General features: G+C 43.2%; 22 protein-coding genes and 2 pseudogenes. 14 read left to right on the plus strand and 10 right to left on the minus strand.

What is annotated here, in order from left to right; all coding sequences use genetic code 11:
* The first annotated feature begins 50 nt into the window (after positions 1 to 50).
* Positions 51 to 962, plus strand: a complete 912-nt coding sequence (locus AB4263_RS01715; RefSeq protein WP_372097310.1) for a LysR family transcriptional regulator — start codon at positions 51 to 53, stop codon at positions 960 to 962.
* Positions 963 to 1,037: 75 nt separating this feature from the next.
* On the opposite strand, the gene AB4263_RS01720 is transcribed toward AB4263_RS01715, so the two are convergent.
* The 3 genes from AB4263_RS01720 to AB4263_RS01730 all read right to left on the minus strand — a co-directional run bounded on the left by AB4263_RS01720 (position 1,038) and on the right by AB4263_RS01730 (position 4,512).
* Positions 1,038 to 1,952 carry a YjjW family glycine radical enzyme activase gene (locus AB4263_RS01720; protein WP_372097311.1) on the minus strand — a complete coding sequence of 305 codons (915 nt, stop codon included), beginning with the start codon at positions 1,950 to 1,952 and terminating at the stop codon, positions 1,038 to 1,040.
* 56 nt (positions 1,953 to 2,008) lie between these two features.
* Positions 2,009 to 3,574, minus strand: coding sequence for a YjjI family glycine radical enzyme (locus AB4263_RS01725; RefSeq protein ID WP_017060897.1), 1,566 nt, complete (start codon positions 3,572 to 3,574; stop codon positions 2,009 to 2,011).
* A gap of 338 nt (positions 3,575 to 3,912) precedes the next feature.
* Positions 3,913 to 4,512, minus strand: a complete 600-nt coding sequence (locus AB4263_RS01730; RefSeq protein WP_017060898.1) for a class I SAM-dependent methyltransferase — start codon at positions 4,510 to 4,512, stop codon at positions 3,913 to 3,915.
* Positions 4,513 to 4,673: 161 nt separating this feature from the next.
* On the opposite strand from AB4263_RS01730, the gene AB4263_RS01735 reads away from it, so the two are divergent.
* Positions 4,674 to 5,552 (plus strand): LysR family transcriptional regulator, encoded by an 879-nt coding sequence (locus tag AB4263_RS01735; RefSeq protein WP_016797108.1) that lies wholly within the window; start codon positions 4,674 to 4,676, stop codon positions 5,550 to 5,552.
* 57 nt (positions 5,553 to 5,609) lie between these two features.
* Here AB4263_RS01735 and AB4263_RS01740 read toward each other — a convergent pair whose 3' ends face one another.
* Entirely contained in the window at positions 5,610 to 5,960 is a 351-nt protein-coding gene (locus tag AB4263_RS01740; RefSeq protein WP_017060899.1) for a hypothetical protein, read from the minus strand.
* 305 nt (positions 5,961 to 6,265) lie between these two features.
* Between AB4263_RS01740 and AB4263_RS01745 the strand changes: the two genes are divergently transcribed.
* Positions 6,266 to 7,162 (plus strand): cation diffusion facilitator family transporter, encoded by an 897-nt coding sequence (locus AB4263_RS01745; protein WP_065584587.1) that lies wholly within the window; start codon positions 6,266 to 6,268, stop codon positions 7,160 to 7,162.
* 78 nt (positions 7,163 to 7,240) lie between these two features.
* On the opposite strand, the gene yddG is transcribed toward AB4263_RS01745, so the two are convergent.
* Together yddG and yjjG are read right to left on the minus strand one after the other, a co-directional pair.
* Positions 7,241 to 8,173, minus strand: a complete 933-nt coding sequence (gene yddG / locus AB4263_RS01750; RefSeq protein ID WP_371721354.1) for an aromatic amino acid DMT transporter YddG — start codon at positions 8,171 to 8,173, stop codon at positions 7,241 to 7,243.
* A gap of 159 nt (positions 8,174 to 8,332) precedes the next feature.
* Positions 8,333 to 9,007: a pyrimidine 5'-nucleotidase gene (gene yjjG / locus AB4263_RS01755; protein WP_372097314.1), complete on the minus strand. Its 675-nt coding sequence runs from the start codon at positions 9,005 to 9,007 to the stop codon at positions 8,333 to 8,335.
* 234 nt (positions 9,008 to 9,241) lie between these two features.
* On the opposite strand from yjjG, the gene AB4263_RS01760 reads away from it, so the two are divergent.
* The 3 genes from AB4263_RS01760 (at position 9,242) to AB4263_RS01770 (ending at position 11,922) form a co-directional block, all read left to right on the plus strand.
* Entirely contained in the window at positions 9,242 to 9,394 is a 153-nt protein-coding gene (locus tag AB4263_RS01760; protein WP_170962431.1) for a hypothetical protein, read from the plus strand.
* Between the two features lie 260 nt (positions 9,395 to 9,654).
* Positions 9,655 to 10,803, plus strand: a complete 1,149-nt coding sequence (yiaY, locus tag AB4263_RS01765; RefSeq protein WP_017069430.1) for an L-threonine dehydrogenase — start codon at positions 9,655 to 9,657, stop codon at positions 10,801 to 10,803.
* Positions 10,804 to 10,998: 195 nt separating this feature from the next.
* Positions 10,999 to 11,922 carry a hypothetical protein gene (locus tag AB4263_RS01770; protein ID WP_029235256.1) on the plus strand — a complete coding sequence of 308 codons (924 nt, stop codon included), beginning with the start codon at positions 10,999 to 11,001 and terminating at the stop codon, positions 11,920 to 11,922.
* Between the two features lie 104 nt (positions 11,923 to 12,026).
* Here the strand turns inward: AB4263_RS01770 and AB4263_RS01775 are convergent, their stop codons facing one another.
* Entirely contained in the window at positions 12,027 to 12,461 is a 435-nt protein-coding gene (locus AB4263_RS01775; protein ID WP_004730224.1) for a YccF domain-containing protein, read from the minus strand.
* 247 nt (positions 12,462 to 12,708) lie between these two features.
* Here AB4263_RS01775 and AB4263_RS01780 point away from each other — a divergent pair, with 247 nt between their 5' ends.
* The gene (locus AB4263_RS01780; protein ID WP_017060906.1) at positions 12,709 to 12,834 is read left to right on the plus strand and encodes a hypothetical protein; all 126 of its coding nucleotides are present in this window, start codon (positions 12,709 to 12,711) and stop codon (positions 12,832 to 12,834) included.
* Positions 12,835 to 12,936: 102 nt separating this feature from the next.
* On the opposite strand, the gene AB4263_RS01785 is transcribed toward AB4263_RS01780, so the two are convergent.
* On the minus strand, positions 12,937 to 14,013 hold the full coding sequence (locus AB4263_RS01785) for a low specificity L-threonine aldolase (protein WP_372097316.1): 1,077 nt from the start codon (positions 14,011 to 14,013) through the stop codon (positions 12,937 to 12,939).
* 306 nt (positions 14,014 to 14,319) lie between these two features.
* On the opposite strand from AB4263_RS01785, the gene AB4263_RS01790 reads away from it, so the two are divergent.
* The 3 genes from AB4263_RS01790 to AB4263_RS01800 all read left to right on the plus strand — a co-directional run bounded on the left by AB4263_RS01790 (position 14,320) and on the right by AB4263_RS01800 (position 18,624).
* Positions 14,320 to 14,937: an NAD(P)H-dependent oxidoreductase gene (locus tag AB4263_RS01790; protein WP_010428887.1), complete on the plus strand. Its 618-nt coding sequence runs from the start codon at positions 14,320 to 14,322 to the stop codon at positions 14,935 to 14,937.
* A complete protein-coding gene (locus AB4263_RS01795) occupies positions 14,937 to 16,859 on the plus strand; it encodes a monovalent cation:proton antiporter-2 (CPA2) family protein (RefSeq protein WP_016769169.1) in 1,923 nt (640 codons plus the stop codon). Before AB4263_RS01790 ends, AB4263_RS01795 begins: the two co-directional genes overlap by 1 nt.
* 541 nt (positions 16,860 to 17,400) lie before the next feature.
* Entirely contained in the window at positions 17,401 to 18,624 is a 1,224-nt protein-coding gene (locus AB4263_RS01800; protein ID WP_046223963.1) for a DUF819 domain-containing protein, read from the plus strand.
* A gap of 86 nt (positions 18,625 to 18,710) precedes the next feature.
* Here AB4263_RS01800 and AB4263_RS01805 read toward each other — a convergent pair whose 3' ends face one another.
* Entirely contained in the window at positions 18,711 to 19,586 is an 876-nt protein-coding gene (locus tag AB4263_RS01805; RefSeq protein WP_372097318.1) for a hypothetical protein, read from the minus strand.
* A 182-nt stretch (positions 19,587 to 19,768) separates the two neighbouring features.
* A pseudogene (locus AB4263_RS01810) lies at positions 19,769 to 19,909 on the minus strand (L-threonine 3-dehydrogenase); the annotation flags it as partial.
* Between the two features lie 123 nt (positions 19,910 to 20,032).
* On the opposite strand from AB4263_RS01810, the pseudogene AB4263_RS01815 reads away from it, so the two are divergent.
* From AB4263_RS01815 to AB4263_RS01830, 4 genes and pseudogenes are all read left to right on the plus strand, one after another.
* Positions 20,033 to 20,345 (plus strand): annotated as a pseudogene (locus AB4263_RS01815) (IclR family transcriptional regulator C-terminal domain-containing protein); the annotation flags it as partial.
* A 499-nt stretch (positions 20,346 to 20,844) separates the two neighbouring features.
* Positions 20,845 to 21,057, plus strand: a complete 213-nt coding sequence (locus AB4263_RS01820) for a DUF1656 domain-containing protein (protein WP_010429574.1) — start codon at positions 20,845 to 20,847, stop codon at positions 21,055 to 21,057.
* 10 nt (positions 21,058 to 21,067) lie between these two features.
* Positions 21,068 to 21,934, plus strand: a complete 867-nt coding sequence (locus AB4263_RS01825; RefSeq protein WP_102332923.1) for an HlyD family secretion protein — start codon at positions 21,068 to 21,070, stop codon at positions 21,932 to 21,934.
* Between the two features lie 9 nt (positions 21,935 to 21,943).
* On the plus strand, positions 21,944 to 23,299 hold the full coding sequence (locus AB4263_RS01830; protein ID WP_154723769.1) for an FUSC family protein: 1,356 nt from the start codon (positions 21,944 to 21,946) through the stop codon (positions 23,297 to 23,299).
* The last annotated feature ends 135 nt before the right edge of the window (positions 23,300 to 23,434 follow it).

Here is a 23,434-nt window from a genome sequence, read left to right on the forward strand (position 1 = left end):
TTTTGTCGTTCATGCAAAATCACAAGCCAATCTGAATGCGTGAGTCATAAATGGATTACTTACACTTATCTAGGGTGAGCCTTAAGCACCTCACTGCGCTTCATATTATGCTGAACACCCACAGCGTCACTCAGACCTCAGAGCAACTCTGTGTCAGCCCTTCGAGTGTAAGCAAAACCCTGTCTCAGTTGCGTGACATCCTGAATGATGAGCTTTTCTATCGAGATGGTACCAAGCTTATCCCGACTCCCTTTGCTCTGAAGATAGCGCCCACTGTTCACGCAATTCTTTCAAGCATGAATGGACTGCTTCATCAAAAGTGTTTTACCCCTCAAGAGTACCAAGGCAGTTTTTCACTTTCGATGCGTGAAAGTACCTTCGAAGTATTTGCCTCTAAGATAAGTAAAATCACTACTGAACTGGCGCCAAACGCGAAGCTCAACATCTATTCGAAACAACAGCTCGGCTTCGATGCTTTACTCAGTGGCAAGGTCAATTTGATCTTGTTGCCTCATGATATATCTCAGCCGCCGACCGATAACAAAGAGCTGGTTTGGGAAACAATTCTTCCAGATGAAATGGTTTGTTTGATGGGCGCACACCACCCTCTCGCTCAGCAAGAACTGACGGTAGAAGGCTACTTAGATTACAAGCACATTGGGATTTTAGATAACGAACTGTCTCAGCCTTACTTTGAACAAAACTTGGTTCAATGCCACCAACCAAGAGAGATGGCAATATCGGTCGCGGACTTCGGCGCTGCGGCTGTGTTGTGTCACCACACACCTTTCCTGTTCACTTGCTCTAAACAGTGGGCTGAGCATGCTAAACAAGCTCAGGGCTTAGTGAGCAAGCCCTTGCCTTTTGATTACGGTAAGGTGGCGTACAGCTTGGTGTGGAATAAACCCAACATGAATGATCAAGCGATCAAATGGTTGTGTGACCTATTTTTAGAAGCTTAATATTTTTAGAGACTTAATATCTTTAGAAAGTTAACGTTCTTAGAAGCCTGATTGACCGCCTAAGAAATCTAAAGACTAGGTATAAACCTCAGGAGTTTGCATCGGTCTTTGAACTATGGTGTAGAGCTTATCGTGAAAGCTCTGCATCTGTTTTTCGGTGCATTTCGGCCAATCTAACGCGTCGCCAATGACACCATGATGCTGAAACGCATTGAGTCGAATTCGAACATCACTTGGTAGAGTCTTCAAGTAACGCCCCACTTGTTCAATTTCGTCCTCAAGATCGCTTTTATTTGGGATATGTAGCAACCTAACTTCGTGCAGTTTTCCTTTATCTGCTAAGTAGTTAACGGTTTCAAACACCCTATGATTACCTCTACCCACTAACCATTGATGTGTTTCCGATTGCCATGATTTTAGGTCAATCATCGCGCCATCAAGATAAGGCAACACCTTGTCCCACCCTTGAAGTGACAGCGAACCATTACTATCAATAAAACACGTGAGATGCGCTAACTGTGGATCACGTTTAATCGCTTGAAACAGCTCTATGATAAACGGCAACTGCATGGTCGCTTCACCGCCAGAAACGGTAATGCCACTCAAGAAAAACTGATTATGCCTGACAAGCTCCAGAACCTCTGAGACCGTCATTGTGGTAATTTTGGGGCTCGACTTATGGTCGCAGATATCAATGCACTTATCGCAGTTGGTGCAAGCTGCTGGGTCCCACTTCACTTTGCCATCAACCATGCTTAAAGCACGGCTTGGACAGCCACTCACACAATCTCCGCAATGGTTACAGTGATTAATAGTGTGTGGGTTATGGCAGGTTATACAATCGAAATTGCACCCTTGTAGAAACAGCACTAGGCGATTTCCCGGTCCATCAACACAAGAAAAGGTCAGCACACGGCTGACCTTCGCTTGTTTTTCTGTCTTATTATTTTTAACCCTAGCCATTTGAGTTGTTAGATCAGAAATTTTCATAATTCACATTGTTCGTATTCGAAACGCACCATACACATAACGCACGCACGTTAAAGCTATTCGTATGTCGGCGACATCTCTAAACTCGCCACGCGTGGTTTACGCTCTAATATGCCCGTGTTCTTCGCAGCTTCGGCACCTAAAAAGGTGGTATTGGTGCGTGAGCCTTGCTCGTCATATTTGGCAATGTCAGATAGCTTAATCATGTAACCCGTGACACGAACCAAATCATTTGATGCAACGTTAGCCGTGAACTCTCGGTAACCCGCTTGAATCGCGCCTTTACACAGGTTAAACATCGCTTCAGGGTTAGATTTCACTGTTTCGTCGATGGTCAGAATGTCACTGATGCCCGAGGTGTAGAACTTATGGTGACCCGCGGTTGCACGAACGTAAGAGACAGGATCCGGTTCGGTACCATAAGGAATACGGACACCCGGCGTCACATCTTCATCTAAGCTAATACCGCCTTGAGCATGCAGCAGAGCTTTACCTTCTAATCCATATTTCACTTCAGAGCGTTCAACGATCTCAGCCAGCTTTTCAGAGATACGATGACCAAGCTGATTCGCCAGTTCATCGTGACCATAACGCCCTGCTTGACCTTCTTTCTCCAACAAGATGTTGACTGCTTCCGCCATGCCGTAAATACCAAACATTGGCGCAAAGCGATCCTCTTCGATCAAACCTTCTTTGGTTAAGAAGCCTTCGAAGAAGTTAGACTCTTCATGCAAGAAGCGGCTTCGAACGTTCATCAACTCAACCATGATGCCACTGTAGTTCGGCAGTACTTGTTGTAAGAAATCAGCACTGTCCTCAGACTTCAACGCCACTTGCTTTAGGTTCATACGCACCAAGGTGTTTGAACCACCCGCTAATGGCAGAGAGTTATAGCAGCTCACAATACCAAAACGCTTATCGCCGTAAGCCTCGGCATGCGCTGGATAGTTTGCAATATGTGGTTTACTGCATTCACAGATGTTGCTCGCCGCATGACGAAGTAGATCATCAGGTGTCACGGCTGGGTCGTACATAAAGGTTAAGTTTGGCGCGATCTGCTTCAATTCAGCGTCTACACGTAGAATCGTACGGCAGATAATGTTGTCTGTCGGGCCGATATTCACATGCATAAAGGCGTCTGGCAGTGTGCGATCCAACATGATCCAGAACAGCTTAATCTTTTGGTATACCTGCTCTTCTGTTAAGTCGCCCACGAAAGGCATCAACACATCATCCAACTGACCTAGGTAAACCGGAATTGAAGTGACAGACGGAACATGGTGGTAAAGGATGGTAAGCATGTTCAATGCTTCATCGAAGTTGGTTGCCGCGCTAAGCTCTAAATACTCTGAGCCTTGATGTAAGTATTTAGAATAATCTGGAAGTACATAGCGCGGCTTAAATGGGGCGTGCCCTTCAAACATGTCACACAGCACACCTTGTTGTAAGGCTTGCTCTACTTCTTTGCTTACCGGCATATACGGTAAGCTGGCTTCAGCTTCTAAGGCAAGATAGCTCGACTTCTGTTTTGGTGACAGGTTGGCATCTGAAATGATATTGCTAAAGCGTTGTTGTTGCTCTGAAAGTGGTGAAGAAGTAGATGACGCAGATTGGTGGCTCATGATTAAACCCTTAGTGTTGTTATGGGCTTATTTTATATCTCACCGTTATATTTCCACTAATGAAATGTATGCAAGACTACATTTCCAAAATGGAAATAAATAATTTGTAAATTAGCGGTGTTGAGTTTTCTATGAGCGAGATGAGAAACAGAGAAATAGAGAAATAGAGAAATAGAGAAACCAGAGTTAGTAGTGAAGAAATGAGAAAGCGCTAATTCGTTCTGTTTAAAACGATAGCGCCAAAAAGAGAAAACCCACATAACTGACGGTAGAGTCGTTAATGTGGGTTTAGTAGTTTAAATGAGCATTCTGAATGCTAGCTCAAGGCATACACACGATTACAGATCTGGAAGCGCTTGTTTACGTCCAACACCCATTAATACCTTTAACTCTCCTTGTGGAGTGTCAATCGAGAACGGTGTGGAGACTTCAACGACTGCAAAGCCCGCTGCACTCAATACATTTTCTGAGCGCTGTTGGCTTACACCGTAGTCTTCATTGTCGCTTTCCAAGTACCAATCCCAGTGTACAAACGTGCCGTCGTTTTCAAGCAGCGTGTAAATCAGACTGACTGTGTCTTGTAGGTTCGGGATAAAACCACACACCGAAGAGGCTACCACTAGGTCAAACTGGTTTCTAAATGCTGGATGCTGCGCTGCAAGTCCGCGCGATAAAATATCAACTACCGGTTCAACGTTAGGTAACTCTTTCTTATCTAACTCTTCAATCATCCCTTCAGAGATATCAAGTGCGATGATCTCTTTTGCTAAAGGAGATATTTTCTGGCTGAGTAGTCCTGTACCACAACCAAAATCAAGGACACGGGTTCCGTTTAAATCAACGAGCTGTGTTAACTGGTCAAATACGGATTGTGCGAATACTGCAGTTGCGGGATCTTTATCCCAATCAACGGCGTATTCGTCCCATTGTTTCGCCATCATGGCCTCCATCTTTACTTCTTGTAGGTTCGGAACTTCCCCAGAGTAAACCAAATTAGTCAATTCGTCATAGATTTATCATGCAAAGATGGACTATTTCTAAGATAGTCAGCACAATATTCAGATAATATGCACCAACCCCCGCTCAATATGGAAATGAAATGAACCTTTCTCAAGTCCAAGCCTTTTGTTCCGTAGCTGATTTAGGATCAGTTTCTGAAGCTGCACGCCAGTTAGAATGCAACCGAACCAAACTCAGCATGTCGATTAAAGCCTTGGAAAAAGAGTTAGATGTCGAGCTGTTCGTCCGCAGCGGAAACCACGTTGAGCTTTCAGAAGCGGGTAAAGCGATTTACAAAGATTGCGAAGGCATGTTGGTGACAGCCGCGCGTATTAAACAAACCTGCTTGCATGTTTCGGGCGAATTCAACGCAGAAATTTGGATAGCACGAGATGACTCCCTACCCGATGAAATGTGGCAGGACTTATCTCACGCCTTAAATAACAAGTACCCTTCTACCTCATTCAACTTCGTTCTCGCATCGAGCGGTGACTTAGCTAACCTAGTTGAAACTCAGCAAGTCGACTTCGCATTTGGTGTCGATTACGAACGCGTCGATGACCCAAGAATTATCTACAACCCGCTTGGTAAGATTCGAATGATGTCTGTATGTAAGAAAGGACATGATTTGAGTGCGATGCGACGAGTGTCTGATGAAGTACTGAGAAATTCGATGCAAGCAACCATGGTTTATCTTAATGAAAAGGATAATCCTGAGCTTGAGCCCTTCTCGCGTCGTTACATTGGCTTCTCTAGCTTCGACTTTATGTTGGATACGATTCTACGTGAAGAAGCATGGGGCGTAATGCCTGAGCCATTGATTCGCCATTTACTGCGTGAACAAGAGCTTGCCGTGATCAAACACACCTACGGTTTAACACAAGAAGACTACTGTATGTTTACCGCGGCTGGCATGGCAGAGCACCCAGGAATGAATTGGTTGGCCGACCAGCTTAGTGATTATTTGTTTGATTTCTAGCTCGCGCTTATTGCTTATCGTCGATAACAAAGGGAAAAACCACAAACAGCACTACTCCTAAAAGACCATCACGTGATCCACTAAATAGCGTCCGTCTTCTTCAACCAATACCATTTCAGCGACAAACTCACCTTTGGCGATGGTGTAAGCTTGTTTCCACACAAAGGCGATGGAGTCTGAACGTCTAAATAAAGCAACTTGCTCACGCTCAGCAAAAAAGCCATTACTGTGCTGATAATGGTGACACACCTTTTCTAAATATTCTGGCGTAACAATGTCTTTCATCCTTTGAGTAAAATCTCGACAGTGCTGTTCATGATCAACCTTAGTTGAACCATCCATCAGATTATCCATGATCGGGTTAGCAATCGCCCACAACTCATTATCACTGATATCGTCAAACTTCATATTGATTCACTCCTTGTCCATCGCAGTCGCAGTCGCAGTCGCAGTCGCAGTCAAATCTAGAAGACCAATAAGACCTTAGCGACTAATGTGTTTTATTAATCATAAACGATCCTATTTCAGTTGCACGCCATCACCAAAAACACTCAACGTCAACTTTATTGACACCACACCCTGATCTTAAGTCACTGAATTTTATTGATTTATATGTTCGAATTAAATAAGACATATAAACATCATCAGATAAAGTTTGTAAAGTTAGCTCATTATTAGAACAATGAAGTTATCAAAAACATCTGGAAAATATTATGTGTGACAGGAAAAGCCAAAACGAAAATCGAGTACTATTGTTCTCAGCCCTTTTAGCATCAGGCTTCGCAATTGGCGGATTGGTGTTGGGTCTTCTCGTTGGCTCTCTGGTCATAGTGTTTGACGGTGTCTATTCTCTTATCAGCTTACTGTTAACTTTATTGTCACTAGCTGCTTCAAAATACATTAACCGCCCTTCAGATAGAGAGTTCCCGTTCGGTCGAGCTATCATCGAGCCGATTGTGATTGCGATTAAAGCCGTTGTGATTCTTCTTGTGGTTGGTTATTCACTTTACTCTGCGATTGGTGCCCTAATGACGGGTGGCCGTGAAGTTGATGCTTCTATCGCAACTCTGTTTGGTATTTTCAACGTACTGGGTTGTGGTTACGCTTGGTGGTACATCGCGAATAAGAGTAAACGTATTTCTTCAGGTCTGATTCAGGCTGAGTCTAAACAGTGGCAAATGGATACGCTACTGAGTGTAGCGGTAACCGCGGGTTTCGTAGCGGCTTGGTTAATTACTTTTTCTCCGCTTGCAGAATACGCAGTGTATGCCGACCCAATGATGATGTTGCTAATGTCTTTCTACTTCATCAAAGTGCCTTTCGACATGTTACGTGAGGCGATGCGCGAACTGCTTATGATGTCGGCAAACAAAGATATTTGTGATGCGGTAGATAAGAACGTTGTCGCGGTAGACAAAGAAGCGGATCAAGATTTAGAGCTAATGGGCGTGACTAAGGTTGGTCCTGAGCTAAGAATCAACGTTGATATTCATACCAATGACCAAGATGCAATTGCGGTTGATGATATTGAACGTACGCGCCGCCAACTTAAGCGACGCTTATCGAAGATGCCTTATGAGCTCCAATTGAATCTCAATATCGCGAGTTAAGAATCGAGAGTTAAGAATCGAGAGTTAAGAATCGAGAGTTAAAAAAAAACAAGAATTAACCCATCAACCTCTGGTTAACTAAGACTCTGATTGAACCTTTTTAGAAGCCGACGCCGTAACCGTCGGCTTTTTGTCTCTGGTTACCCACCAGCAAGCTAAAGAGCCAATCGTCACCATACAAACGCCTTGCCAAAACGTCATGCTCAATGACAAACCCAAAATAATAGAAGACAGTAAGGTCGCAAAAATAGGCGTGAAATACGACATGGTCGCCAAGAAGACCATATTGCCGCCAAGTATCGCTGTATTCCAAAGCGCGTAACCTGCGCCCATACACACGCCTGCCAACACTAAGTCAATCGCAGCACTGGTTGTCATCACCATGCCGGTTTCGTTACTCAATGCGTATTTGATCCACAAGGTGATTGCCGTTGCGATAAAGAACAACACAATCGCATTCTGCCCTTTCGCCACTTTCTGAGTGTAATTACAGTAAACCGCCCAAATAATCGCGCCGAAAAACGCCATTGAATAAGTTTTTGGGTTAGTAGCAACATTGGCAGCGATTTGTTCAACAGAAAGCCCCTGATCGCCGCTGATGCTCCAAGCGACGCCAAAGAAGGCCAAGAAGATACTTGGGTAAACCAACCAGTTAATTTTCTTGTCGCTCAGCAGCACCGCAAATAACACCGTCAGTGCTGGCCATAAGTAGTTGATGACAGCCATTTCCAAGGCTTGATGTCTATTGTTTGCCATTCCTAAAGCCAGAGCCAAGAAGATCTCATAACAAACGAACAAGGTGCCGCCAATCAGCAAATAAGACTTAGAAAAGCGTGACAGCTTTGGTAGACCCATAACACAGATCAACAACAGCGCACTCACCGTGTAAAGGCTGGCCGCACCACCGATTGGGCCCAGTTGTTCAGATACGCTTCGAGACAGCGCGATTAAGCAGCTCCAAAGTAGAATGGCAGCAATGCCGTAGCAGCTATGGCGATGAGATTTAAACACACCTCTTCCTTTTCTTTATTGTCATTGGGTAATCAAAGCGAGCTTAAAGCAAAGATAGACTTAAGCACCACTATCGATAACTTACAGTAGGTAAAAATAAGTAGCCGAGCACATAACTGCACTCGGCTATCAATCATTCACTCAAAAATCTAAAAGCAATTATGCCAATAACAGAGCTTGCAGGTCAGCTAAAGACTTAACTTGATAATGAGGGTTAATACCTGCTGGTGCTGCTTTCTCTTGGCTGTTCAACCAACACGTCTCAATACCAAAATCCAAGCCGCCTAAAATATCTGAATGCGGGTTATCTCCGACCATCAATACGCGTTGTTTTGCTGGTAAGCCAACAAGCTTGTGTGCATGTTCAAAGATTTCAGCGTCTGGTTTCGCGACACCGACTTCTTCAGAGATGATCACATGGTCAAAGTAATCTGTCATGCCTGTGCGTTCTAAACGTATAGATTGCAGCTCGGTAAACCCATTCGTGATGATACCCATGTTCACTTTGCCTTTTAAAGACTCCATCAACTCTTTTGCACCTGGGAGCATAGAACAGATATCCGCCATTGCGGTCAAAAATGCACTGTTTAGTTCTGCTGTTGTTGTCTCTAACTTTGTTGCCCAGCTTTCAAAACGCGCGTGCTTCAGTTGAGCTGCCGTAATGCGGCCATCTTGATAATCTACCCAAAGTGGTAAATTAACCTCTTGGTAAACCGAATAATCCTGTTCACTAAAGTCCACACCAAAACGGGAGAACATCAGCTTCATTCCTTGAAAAGCATCAAAGTGGAACAAGGTTTCATCCGCATCAAAGAATATCCAATCGTACTTCATTTTCTGTCCTGTTATTCGCGTTGTTGAGCAGTGCTGTGTTTGTTTTTATCGTAGTTTTGCTTAATTTTTCTCTTCGCCTTGTAGGCTGGCAATCACTTTACTCGTAAATCTGTGAGCCTGTATATAAATCTAATAATTTATAGAAAACAAGCAGCAAGTCATGATGTATCGCAAATTTTGCCACATATTAAACCAATACCATACAAGAAATACATTTAAGTACCGGGAGGTATTATGAAGCACTTTTTACCATCGTCTGTCGTGCTTACCCCTTTTCTTGTCAAATACTATGACGAGGAGTCAGAAGACACGCTTGATTCTGAAGAGTCACAAGAACCTGAAATTGAATGCAGCGATGACTCAGATAAAACGTCGACACCAGCCTAACTAGAAGAGTTTTCAATGAAAAACCTTATTTTTCATTGTTATAGAGCTCCATACTGTCTCTAATTTAGTCGATTTATCGCGATCTATTACTGACAATCAACACAGCCAAAAACCATGAAAACGATTGCTATATGAGCCCTATCACAACGACTAGCCACAAAGTGGTAGTTCGAATTCAAAGTTGTTCCAGATCAATGGTCGACCACTTGAATGCCGACAACATGTAGGAAATTAAAAATCATAATTAACGGAGTTTTCCAATGTCTACTGCATTTTACATCCCTACAATCAACTTCATGGGTACTGGCTGTCTGAAGGATGCTGCTGATAGTATTCAGTCTCAAGGCTTTAAAAAAGGTCTGATCGTTACTGATAAGATCTTGAATCAAATTGGTGTAGTTAAGCAGGTACAAGACCTTCTTAGCCAGCGAGGCGTAGACGCAGTTGTATTCGATGGCACTCAACCAAACCCAACCATCACGAACGTTAACGATGGTCTTGAATTGCTGACTGACAACGATTGTGATTTCGTTGTTTCTCTAGGTGGCGGTTCTCCACACGACTGTGCAAAAGGCATTGCTCTGGTTGCTTCTAACGGCGGCAAGATTGCAGACTACGAAGGCGTAGACCAATCTGAAAAGCCAATGATGCCTCTTATCGCTATCAACACGACTGCGGGCACCGCTTCAGAAATGACACGTTTCTGCATCATCACTGATGAAGAGCGCCACATTAAGATGGCTATCGTTGATAAGCACACAACACCGCTTATTTCAGTAAACGATCCTGAACTAATGCTTGCTAAGCCTGCATCACTGACTGCTGCAACAGGTATGGATGCGCTAACACACGCAATCGAAGCTTACGTTTCTATCGCAGCGACACCAATTACAGACGCTGTAGCGATTAAAGCCATTGAACTTGTACAAGCTCACCTAAGAACGGCAGTAGCGCACGGCGAAGACATTGAAGCACGTGAACAAATGGCTTACGCACAGTTCATGGCGGGTATGGCGTTCAACAACGCGTCACTAGGTTATGTTCATGCGATGGCACATCAGCTAGGCGGCTTCTACGATCTTCCACACGGTGTGTGTAATGCTATCTTGCTACCACACGTTCAACGCTACAACGCGCAAGTTTGTCCTGAGCGTCTACGTGATGTTGCAAAAGCAATGGGCGTTAACGTTGAAGGTATGTCACCAGAGCAAGGTGCAGAAGCTGCGATCGAAGCAATTGTTCAACTAGCAAATGACGTGAACATCCCAACAGGTATCGCGCAACTTGGTGCGAAGCTAGAAGATATCCCTACTCTGTCTGACAACGCACTGAAAGACGCATGTGGTTTTACTAATCCTAAACAAGCGACCCACGAAGAAATCTCTGCGATTTTCGAAGCGGCAATGTAATCTGCCATTAAGTCACTTATAAACTTATCGACAAACGGGCTCACCTACTGAGCCCGTTTTCTTTACCTGCCATATGTTATTCAAGTCTCTGTTTTGAATAGCCACTGATTAAGATAAATCTCTTTAAAAGTCGCATTGTCATAACTGCTTAGTTATAGTCAAACTATTGATACATAGAATGACAAACAGGTTCCATTGAGTCGTTGGATAGTTAACTCCTCATTATTAGCATCGCTCGTTTCCCACTCTGCCTTCGCGGAGGAACAGGATGAGTGTCACAGCCAACCGTTAGAAGACACGCGCGTCGAAAAAGCTTACCACTACCTAAACAGCAAGTTTTGTCAGCCCGCAATATGGTTCGATAACTTCTTTGTGGATGACCGTATTACCGAGGACGCCAGAGCCGGAACCTCTGTACGTTGGTATAATGATTTCATCTATTCTGAGGGCGGTGACGTGGATTATTCCACCAAGCTCAACGCACGCCTGCATTTACCCTTTGTCAGCAAAAGGCTTAAGCTAATCTACGAGTCTGTTGGCGATGAAGAATTCTTAGACTTCTTCCCACAAGATTCTGAAGAGTTAGAAAATGCACTTGGCCTTCGTTATGACGCCTATGCCAAGGGTTACAGTAGTTTCAATATCAAAGCGACATTACGCCCAAGAATAGAGGCTCGCTATCGTTTTACCTACCCGCTCACCACAGATGCAGTATTCAGGCTGACCCAACGTGTATATCAAGAAAAACAAGAGACTGGTGAGATCACCGACATCGACTTTGATCTTTCTTTAAGTGATGATTTCTTGGCTCGATGGTCAAGCTTTGCAGGATATAACGACGACCTTAAAGGTTGGAACTATGGTACAGGGCTAACCTTGTATCACTACCTTGCCCAAGACCAAGCACTTCAATATAGCGCCACGATTAATGCAACGGATGAGCCTCATAATCATTACGAATACGCTCAGGTTTCGGTTACCTACCGACAAAACGTATGGAAAGAGTGGCTGTTCTACGAACTCATCCCTCGTTATCAATGGGAACGAGAACCTCATGAGAAACACACCGAAGAAGCCAACATCACCCTTAGGCTTGAAGTCTTGTTCAACAATGTCTAGTGAGTGTTTGTGAGATTGGGGCATCGTTAGATAGAAAACGAGGCACAAAAAAGCACATCATGTGATGTGCTTTTTCAGTTCTATATAAGGCTTAAACTGTAGTCTTAACCCTTGTAGTTTCTTACTCGTGCCGCTTCTGCTTCACGCTTGTCGACAACGGTTTTACCGATTGGCGCCAATGAGATAACCGCGAGCTTAAGGTGCTGAATCGCAAACGGAATACCTATAATAGTAATGAAACACGCTACTGCTGACATGATGTGACCAATCGCCAACCAGATCCCCGCAAATAAGAACCAAATAACGTTACCAATCACGCCTAGCGGGCTCGTGCCGATGTCCATTTCATTGGTTAGCTCATCACGCGAAATCGCTTCCTGACCAAATGGGAAGAATGAGAAGTTACCCATAACAAAACATGCTCTACCCCATGGAATACCAACGATGGTTAGGAATGCGAGCAGTCCGAAGAACCACCAAGCTAGTCCCATAAATACGCCACCGAACAGAAACCAAATGATGTTTCCTATTGTTTTCATTCTGTATTCTCCAAATCTTTGAATGCTATTTATTTAATATGCCGAGTAAGGCAATGCTTGTTGTAATAGGTTCATTATTGTTGAACCTTTATGAACCGTTTATGAATCACTTACATTTTATGTGATTGATATACACCACGGTTCTCTAAATCTACATAGGGCTAAACCCATTTATTTGATACCATACACTTAGATTTTTAGTACCAAAAAGCTAAACAGACTCAACAACGAATTTAAGGCCGAATTTATGAATAACACTGAGCAACCTAAAAAGAAAATGAAAAACTGGGTGCCAATCGTCTTCTTCGGACTTCTCAGCACTGTTCCAGTGTTCATGTTCTTAGTTGATGTGTACATCAACCAGTATATGTAACAGAGCCGGACATCCTAGCTATATAAATGGATATAAGAACCCTTTCCTGTATCCATTTCAGTTCCAATTAGATCAGTTCTTCTTCAGCCAGCTCTTCGTTAATCAAATCAGCTCTTCGCTAATAAAATCTAGAATGTCTATCAGCTCATGATCAGGCAAATTTAGTAGGTTATCCCCTACATACCATTCAATCTTACATTGGTTTGGCAACTCACTGATCGCTGGGTTTCCTATCCAAATCTTGTGTTTCTTCGCTATGTTATCTCTCAAAATAATGCCGTCTTCATAGCTCACAGGTAAATATAGGTGAAGCATGTTGACCTGCGGTTGCTGCGGATTAACGGTGAACTGAGGGTAATCTTGTAATATTTGATAAACCTGTTTAGTGCGTTCATACAGAGCTGGCATCAGTTCTAATCGCTCATCAAACTGCATCGCAGCAGATACCACATAAGGCGTTCGGTGATACACGTTACCACCTTGGCGCTTCATCCACGCCGATGCCTTCGCTACAAAAGCTTTATCGCCTAACAGTAGCGAACCACCAAGGCCATTGAGACCTTTATACAGCGAGACATAGGCGCTATCGAACCCCTTAGCAATCTCGCGGTATGGCTTTTGGTAATACGCGCCACACTCCCACAAGCGGGCACCATCCATATGAAGGTGAATCGATTGCTCTTTGCAGTACTGTTTAATCGCCTCAAGCTCTTCCCATTCGGGTAACTGCCCACCAATTTCTCGCATCGGCAGTTCATATAATGCGGCTGCGATTTCATCAGGCCATGCCTTTAAGTCATCGACATTCCAAGTGCGGAATACGTTACCGACAGGAAGAACACTAAAACGATTTTGAAGCTGATACCCTTGGCGTTCATGGCGCATAATATGACTCGATTCATGCATCGCCACTACTGGGTTTCTTCTCTCTTGGCACGCAATTTCTAGTGCAGTCGGTTGATTCATGGTGCCCGTAATAACAAACACAGCCGCTTCATAACCGAGCAGATCTGCCACTTTCTTTTCAAAACTCTCAATAAACTCGCCATCACCGTAGCTATCGTGAGTAACATTATTTGTTTCACACCAGTGAGCCATCTGAGCGAATGTTTGTGCCGGAGTTGGTTCTAAGTGACCAGAAAGCAAAAAATCACATTGTTGACGCAGATCTGTACTCATACTCTTTCCTTTATTCGTTATCATTGTATGAAAAGTTGTCGAATGGTTTCGTTCTAACGTTAAGGTGACATAAAGTAAAAATGTTAGCTTTTATTATTAACGAATATTTAGTTTTACAAGCTCATATCCTTTCGAAGTATTGAATTGTATAAACAATACAGTGCCTTAAAACAAGGTAAACTATACGAAATGAGATAATGAAAAAACAATCACTATTAGCTAATTCGTTGTTCTTCAAGCATTCTTCTATTATTGTATATCTATAATCCCAATAGGTATTATTCGTTTATATACAAAGAGGGCTATATGTCGAAAAATCGAGTTTTAGTGCTATTCGCACACCCTTCTCAACATCGTTCTGAAGCAAACAAACCGTTATTTGAGCAAGCAAAACGCGTTGACGGTGTCACGTGCGTCGACCTCTATGCCGAATATCCAACGTTCAAGATCAGCATCGATCGTGAGCAAAAACGCCTATTGGACCATGACATCATCATTTTTCAGTTCCCCTTATATTGGTACTCCACACCGGCAATTCTCAAAGAGTGGCAAGATCTCGTTCTAGAGTATGGCTTCGCCTATGGAACCGATGGCAACGAGTTACAAGGTAAGAGCTTACTGTGTTGCATCACTGCTGGCGGTAAAAAGGATGCTTACCAAAGTGATGGCTACAACCACTTCACTATTCGAGAACTGCTTCACCCAATTGAACAAACCGCGTCTTTATGTGGGATGAACTATCTTGCGCCTTTTGCGCTTTTTGGATCTCGTACCGCTTTAGAAGAAAACCGTATTCAACAACATGTCGATAGCTACAGAACTCTTTTACAGGCCTTGGTTGCAGGTGATATCAACATCAAAAGAGCCAACAAGGCAGAAAAGTTGAACCATATTGTGGAAGAATTGATGGCAGAGGTTAAATAATGACGGGATACTTTCTACAAGCATTTATCTATTTAATTGCAGCCGTGATTGCGGTCCCTATTGCCAAAAGACTTGGACTTGGATCAGTTCTCGGCTACTTAATCGCTGGCGTTGTGATTGGTCCCATCATTGGATTGGTTGGCGAAGAGACAACAACCATCCAGCACTTTGCCGAGTTCGGTGTAGTGATGATGCTGTTCTTAGTCGGGCTTGAACTTGAACCTAAGATGCTATGGGCGATGAGAAACCGATTGATGGGGCTTGGTGGCCTTCAAGTTGGTGGTACGACCGCTATCGTGATGGGAATTGCACAGTTCTTTGGTCAACCTTGGACGATTGCTTTAACTATCGGTTTGATCTTTGCGCTTTCATCGACAGCCATTGTTCTACAAACGTTCAATGAGAAAGGCCTGTCTAAAACGGAAGGCGGTAAAAACGCTTTCTCGGTACTTTTGTTCCAAGATATTGCCGTTATCCCAATGCTGGCGTTCATCCCTTTGTTGGCTCTTCCTGAATTGGTTGCTTTGGCAGAAAGTGCCGCCCAAACCGCTGCACACCATGATGAACTCAGTTTAGTTGCAGGTTTGCCAAGTTGGGCATACGGACTTGTTATTACGGCTTCAATTGCGATTGTGGTCGTCGGTGGACATTATCTAAGTCGGCCACTGTTTCGTTTTGTTGCGAGCTCTGGCTTACGCGAGATCTTCACTGCAACTGCACTGATGTTGGTGATTGGTATTGCCGCGCTAATGAGCCTTGTTGGTTTGTCGCCTGCCCTAGGTACTTTCTTAGCAGGTGTGGTACTTGCCAACAGTGAGTTCAGGCACGAACTGGAATCTAACATCGACCCGTTTAAAGGGTTATTGCTTGGATTGTTCTTTATCACGGTAGGCGCAGGTATCAACTTTGGCGTTCTATTTAACGATTTCGCACTAATCATTGGCTTAACTCTTGGCGTGATGGCGCTGAAAGCCTTGGTGTTGTTTACACTGGCTTTAATCTTCAGAATCAAAAACAGCGACCGCTGGCTATTTACATTGAGCTTGGCTCAAGCGGGGGAATTTGGTTTTGTACTACTCAGCTTCTCAGCACAGAACCATGTATTACCTGCGGATATTGTTCAAACACTATCACTGGTTGTTGCCCTCTCTATGTTCTTAACTCCTGGTCTGTTCATTCTGTTTGATAAAGTCATTCTGCCCCGTTACGAGCAAAAATCGAACGATCGAGAAGAAGACAAAATAGAAGAGAAAGGTACCGTTATCATTGCAGGCATCGGCCGATTTGGTCAGATCGTAAACCGCTTGTTGGTATCAAATGACGTCAATACCGTAGTATTGGATCATCAAGCAAACCAAGTGGACTTATTACGCTCCATCAATATTAAATCTTACTTTGGTGATGCTACTCGTCACGACTTGTTGCATACCGCGGGTATCGAAGAAGCCGCGATGCTTGTTGTTGCTATCGATAATCAAGATTCTAGCGTCGAATTAGTGAAGTACGTAAAACACACGTATCCAAAAGTTAAAATCTTGGCGCGTGCATTTGACCGTGGTCATAGCTATCGCTTAAGAGAAGCCGGCGCCGATTTTGTGGAATCAGAAACGTACCATTCAGCACTTGAGATGGGCGCACAAGCCTTGCGTTCTCTTGGGCATCATCCATTTTTTGTTGAACAGCAAAAATCAACGTATCAACGTGTCGAAAGTCGTAAATCTGAAAAGCTTTATCAAGCTTGGTCTGAAGCCGAAGAAAATCCACGCTACGACAATAACTACCGACAGATCTTCATTCACCTGGAAGAAGCGATGAAAGAAGACATGAAAAAAGACCGTTCAGACAAACACTCTCGTTCTGAACGTGGTTGGACACCTCCACCGAAAGGCTATGCAGATGGCTTTGAGGAAGAAGAGTCTTAAGCAGAATCTAGACTACAGCTCTAGATAACCATGCTATTCAACCATCAAAAGCGGCTATTTGAGCCGCTTTTTCTTTCATTTAACCCCGACAAAACCTCAAATGAGCACAAGTATCAGGTGCTGAAACTCTTAATCCGAAAGATTTGTGTGATCTAGCTAAAATTTTTAATTTCTGACCACATGGCAAAAGTGGATTCGATTTTTACATTATTGAAACATTCCCACCCCGCATAAACCACACCAAAAACATGGCTATATATGCACTCATTCCTACCATTCAAGCATCCACCCAATTCTTAGCGACCACTCTCTAAGGCTTGAATTACATTGCATATATCGAAATACGCCGCAAAACCCCTAACAGATTCATTCATCAATCAAATAAATAACGCACGACATTCACAAATTCAAACCATCAAAATTAACATAAACATTTCAAAATATGTCTATCGTTACAATTTGTAACGAATGGCGGTTGTCGGTATAGTCCTGCAATTCAAAAAAGTGAGACCTTTGCGCTCACCTTAAAGGAGATATAATAATGATTACTAATGATGCTGTAATAATGGGCATGTTAGCTGTTATTCTTGGCGGTGTTTTTATCACGGAAAGTAGCCAAAATAGCGCACTGAAAAAATTCTACTCGTTCGTTCCGGGTCTATTGCTCTGTTACTTTGTTCCTTCTCTATTGAACAGCCTAGGCATCATCGACGCATCAAACTCAAAGCTGTACTTTGTTGCAAGTCGTTACCTATTACCAAGCGCACTCGTTCTACTGATCATCTCAGCTGATCTACGCAAAATCTTCGGTCTTGGCTCAAAAGCCGTCATCATGTTCCTAACGGGTACTGTCGGCATCATCATTGGTGGCCCTTTGGCAATTCTGATTATCGACCAAGTTAACCCTGACCTAGTATCTGGCGATGTATGGCGTGGCCTTACAACTGTGGCTGGTTCTTGGATTGGCGGCGGTGCGAACCAAGCAGCAATGAAAGAAGTGTTCGAGGTTGATGACCAACTCTTCTCTGCAATGATTACGGTTGATGTTATCTGTGCGAACATTTGGATGGCAGTGTTACTTATCATGGCTGGTCGCCAGAAGAAGATTGATGCATGGTTAAAAGCAGATACATCATCTATCGAAGAGCTAAAAGAGACGGTATCTAAGTACCAAGAAGAGAACGCTCGCCCAACAACCACAACCGATCTCATGAAGATCACGGCAATTGCCTTCGGTTTAACAGGTTTGGCTCACTTATTCAGTGACATGATTGCACCGTGGATCTCAACCAACGCGCCAGAGCTTGCGAAATACAGCCTAACATCTGGCTTCTTCTGGCTGATCGTAATGGTGACAACGTTCGCGCTGATCGCTTCATGCTTCAAATCTACACGCAGCCTTGAGCACAGCGGCGCGTCTAAAGTTGGTTCAGCGTTCATCTACATCCTAGTTGCAACTATCGGTATGCAAATGGATGTGACAGCTATCTTAGACAACCCAGGTTACTTCTTCATTGGTATCACATGGTTAACTATTCATGCCCTTCTGATGATTGTAATGGCGAAGCTAATTCGTGCACCATTGTTCTTCATGGCTGTAGGTAGCCAAGCAAACGTAGGCGGCGCTGCATCGGCACCTATCGTCGCGGCTGCATTCCACCCAGCATTGGCACCAGTAGGTATCCTAATGGCGGTATTGGGTTACGCTCTCGGTACATACGGCGCTTACATCTGTGGTCTCATCATGCAAGTTGCTGCTGGTTAATAGAATCGCTTAATCCAATAACACCAAAGGCTGAACGATGATCGTTCAGCCTTTTTCGTTTCTAAAACTGTATTTCAAATAACGGCTTAATCGAATAAAGACGCCAGTTTATTTTCCACTACAGGGCTGATATTGAAGCTCAACATAAAATCTGGACGCGTTTCTTCGTCTTTCTCAAGGTAATAGTTCGCTTCAATGCCAAACTTCCAAGGACGTCCGTTCAACACAGTAGTCTTGCTTACGCTTATATTCAACGGAATTTCCGCCTGATCCTTATTCCAGTCATACGAGAATGTCGGTGCTGAACCTACCGTCCACCCACCTTCCAATAACTCCACCCAAAATAACTGCGTAGACGTCTTGTTAATACGAGTATCAGAGTGATCCGCCTCTTTGCCCGATACGCCATAAAGATGGCTTGGGAACACACCTACAACGCGTTCAGCACTCACTTTTCCGTACATAAACTCAGGGCCGACAGCAAATTGATCTGCCGTGAGCTCGCTGCTGCCCGTTGGTAAAGAAGCAAACAAACCAAAAGCAGCAATAGTCCCACCGTCCATTTTGGGCGCATAGGCTAGATCAAAAGAAATGTCGCTCACTCCTGACTGATCCATATGTTGGGAACTTGTCGGAGTATCCACATTGAAATCATTCTGAACATAAGAGATAGCAGGACGGAAGATGACTTTGTCGCCATTATCCATAGGGAACGGCAATGTCGGCTGTAATACGGTCGCGAAAGCATCTCCTCCACCATCGTAACCACCTGAATACTGAAGCTTTAGATTGAGACTAGCGTAAGCTGTATTTGGGTTTGCAAGTTCCTTTGCTTCCTGTTCTGCCGCTTGATCGCTTTCAGATTTCGAAATGTCGACCTTAGCGCTAGCAAAATTCGGCGTTAATAATAGTCCAGTTATTATCAGTGCAATTGGTTTACAAGCCGTGAGCCCTCTCTTCAATAGTAAAACAATAAGATGTAACTGCTTATTGAGTATTTTAGAGATTACTGGGCAGTAAAATGGCCATTAAGTGACATAGGTAATTTAGTTAAGAAAAAGAGAGCTTAGATACAAAAATGCCCCAAATCGCTTTGAGGCATTTTCAAATAATCAGGAAGCTCGGGAGTGTTTACTCCTTTTGCTTATTCCCAATCGAGGATAACTTTACCTGACATACCAGAGCGCATCATGTCGAAGCCTTTCTGGAAATCGTCCACTTTGTAGTGGTGAGTAATGATTGGTGTTAGATCTAGGCCTGATTGGATTAGTGAAGCCATTATATACATTAGCGAAATAAGTTTTTTGAAAGCAAGTATTTAAAAAATTTCAGGAGAACAATGGCGACAAAGTGGCGACATATATAAAAACAGGTCACCCATATGTCTCTATTGGCATAAAGTGACTAAAAATTCGTTCACACTCAGCTAGCAGACACCGAGTTTGTGAAAAGCACAAAAAATACCCTCGAAAACGTCGAGCAACTTATCGATGAACTTAAAGCGATTAAGCTACAGCATTTTGGCGAAGATAATGAAGCACAAGAGCCAGGCTTACGTTGTATAGCAGCTCCAGTTTACGACCGTTTTGGTACCGTAATTGCCAGTGTCTCAATTTCATTTCCTACCATTCGATTTGATGAAGAGAAAAAAGCTCACTATGTGGAGCTACTGCATAAATATATCCAAGCAATTAGAGTTTAATGGTTACCCAAGCAAGTAACAATAAAGGTTACGGTGACAGTGACAATAAAGGTTACGGTGACAGTGATATCACGATAAAACTTGCATCGTTAGAAAGGTAACTTCTTTTACGTTACCGCAGAGTTCAATGGTTTTATGTAAGCAAGAGCGCGCGTAACTCTTGCCTTACATACTCTCAGCTAAAATCCACAATATTAAACAATTTCCTAACGTTTATAATTTTTATCTCGCTCCCCCCTCACTTAATCTCCAATTAAGACCGATAAAAAATGCCTCTCTCCACATCAATAATTTAAAGAAAAATAAGTATCTCTAATAATAGTTTTAATATTAGATTTTATTCTATACGACTAGTTTCGTTCGTACCCACTTATCACTGTTTCATCGAAATGGAAAACAAAATCATCATGTAACTCAATATCCAACGAATTCGATGGATATAGTCCTCTATAAGCGATTATCACAATAAATCGAACTCCGTTATCGTTGCATTCATCAAACAAATAGAGAACAGAACCATGAACACAATGCCACATGAACTTGTGTGGGGTGAAGTCTACTTCCCACCGCTGTTATTGGTTATCGCACTGGCTTACATATTGACAATGCTAACAGGGTCAATCGCTACCAGGTTTGGCCTTCATAAGTACGTCGCCTTTCCTGCAATAGCAGAACTGAGCTTGATCGTGATTTTTACTGGCGCTATCGGCCATTTTATTACCATTTTTTGAGGCACTTACTGTGATCAAACGTTATCTCATCACACTTTTATTATTGGCTGCTGCGGGAACTGTGGTTTATAGCTATTACCAGTCGTATTCAAGTAACCCGTGGACCAGAGACGGACAAGTGAGTGCTTATATTGTCTCGATTACACCTCGAGTCACGGGTCAAGTGATTGAAGTACATGTCGAAGACAACTCTAAAGTGAAAAAAGGCGATCTTCTTTTTGAAATCGATCCGAGTATTTACAAGGCGACCTACAAAAAAGCACTTGCCACTCAAAAACAAGCGTTTGCCCTACTCGCCAAAGCCAAAAACGAAGAGCAACGCGCGTTGAATTTAGAGAAAAGAACACCCGGTGCGGTGCCCGCACTTACTCTAAACAACTTGAACAACGCGGTAGAAACTAGCACCGCGAATGTCGAACTCGCAAAAGCGAACGTAGAAGAAGCACACCTCAACCTTGAATACACCAAGGTATATGCGCCTACTAACGGCTATATCACCAATCTGAACCTACGTGTAGGTTCTCAAGTTGTCGCGAATTCACCTGTGGTTGCGCTAATTGATGAAGATAGCTTTTGGATTGAAGGTTATTTCAAAGAGACTGATTTAGTCGGCGTCGACGCTCAGGATACAGCCTATGTTACTTTAATGATGCATAACAATGTTCAACTAGAAGGACATATCAAAAGTATTGGCTTTGGTATTGCCAAACAAGATGGCAGCACAGGTAATGATTTATTGCCAAACGTGAATCCAAACTTCCAATGGATACGTCTAGCTCAACGCATCCCTATCAAAGTTAAGTTAGACAACATACCAAAAGACGTACAACTGCGTGTTGGTATGACTGCCTCGATTAAAATAATCAAAAATAGCTAGGTGATTCTTATGTTCACTGCATCGACTAAAGAAGCGATTAAAGCCGCACTCTCTATCGTTATCGCAATCTGCCTAGCGTTGTGGTTTGGCTGGGAAAAACCGTATTGGGCTGCGATAGCCGTTGCAGTGATGACATTGAACGAGAGCTTCGCTCATTCAATAAACAAAGGCCATAACCGGTTAATGGGAACCTTGTTAGGGACCGGTTATGCCTTTTTCCTTATCGCGCTGTTTTCTCAAGACCGTTTCTTGTTTCTAACATTTTTCACCCTGTTTCTTGGGGTGTGCATCTTCATGTCGAGCGACGAGAAATACGGCTATATCTTTTCAATAGGATTTGCCGTGTGTTCGATTGTTGCTTGTATGGGCGGGTTTGATAGCCAAACCACTTTTCACTTTGCAGTACTTCGGCTTCAAGAAACACTATTAGGTGTTGTCGTCTTCTCTATTGTGTATCGCATCGTGTGGCCTGTGAATACTGAACTCAACTTTGTACAACGTTTCGAAACAAGTAAACAAGCCTTGTTAGATGCGATGGAAAAAACAGACGACATCGACATTGCCGCACTCGAAAGCAATACCGCAAATATTGATAAGCTGTATCAACTTTTAGATCTGCCACTGACCGGAAGTTACCACCTTAAAGAGAACACCCAAACATGGCGTTTGCGTATCGATGAAATGGCACATATCCAAGATACACTACTCAAACAAAGTAACAGCGAATCAGACGTAGGTATCCAATGGACAGTTCTTACTCACAACTTGAAGACGTTCGATGTATTAACACCAGATCAATCTCTGGTTGATGGTGAACTCAATGTAATGGGCGATCATAAAGCAGTGTCTTGGCATCATGCTCATCGCACGTTTGTTGAACATTTGAATGAAGATGGGAGAAAAGTGCTGCAAGGCGTGTCGATGTTTATCACATCGTTGTTGATTTGGATTTATCTTCCAATACCCGGTGGTTTTATATTTCCTATGTTAGCCGGTATATTCTCTTCTATGGTGCCGACCATGCCACCAAGCATTATTAAGGATGCCTTCTATGGCGTTTTGGGTATAGGATCGGTGATTTTGTTGCAGTACATCTTTGTGATGCCACTAATGACAGAACTATGGGAGCTAGGCCTATTCTATTTCCTTAACATTATGGTCATATGGAAAGTGTTCGCGACACCTAAGCTCATGATACATCGAATTTTGGGTATCAACTTGTTGGTTGTTCTTACATCTGGTGCACTTAACCTCACTCCGGTTTATAGAATAGAAACACCACTGTTGATGCTGGTGAATATCTTGGTCATTTTAATGATCGCTAAACTGTTTACTGATCTATTCAGAGTAAAAGTAACCGCTTAGAACTGGATACACTAAATCGCTCATAACAAACGGCCTGCCAAGTATTTTTACTTAGCAGGCCGTTTTGTCATCTGTTGTAAATCATTATAAGTCAGTCGATTAACGTTAATTCTTACTAAGTGAGGATAGCGTCCA

The sequence above is a fragment of the Vibrio sp. 10N.261.55.C5 genome (genome assembly GCF_041470505.1).
Taxonomy (GTDB): Bacteria; Pseudomonadota; Gammaproteobacteria; order Enterobacterales; family Vibrionaceae; genus Vibrio; species Vibrio crassostreae_C.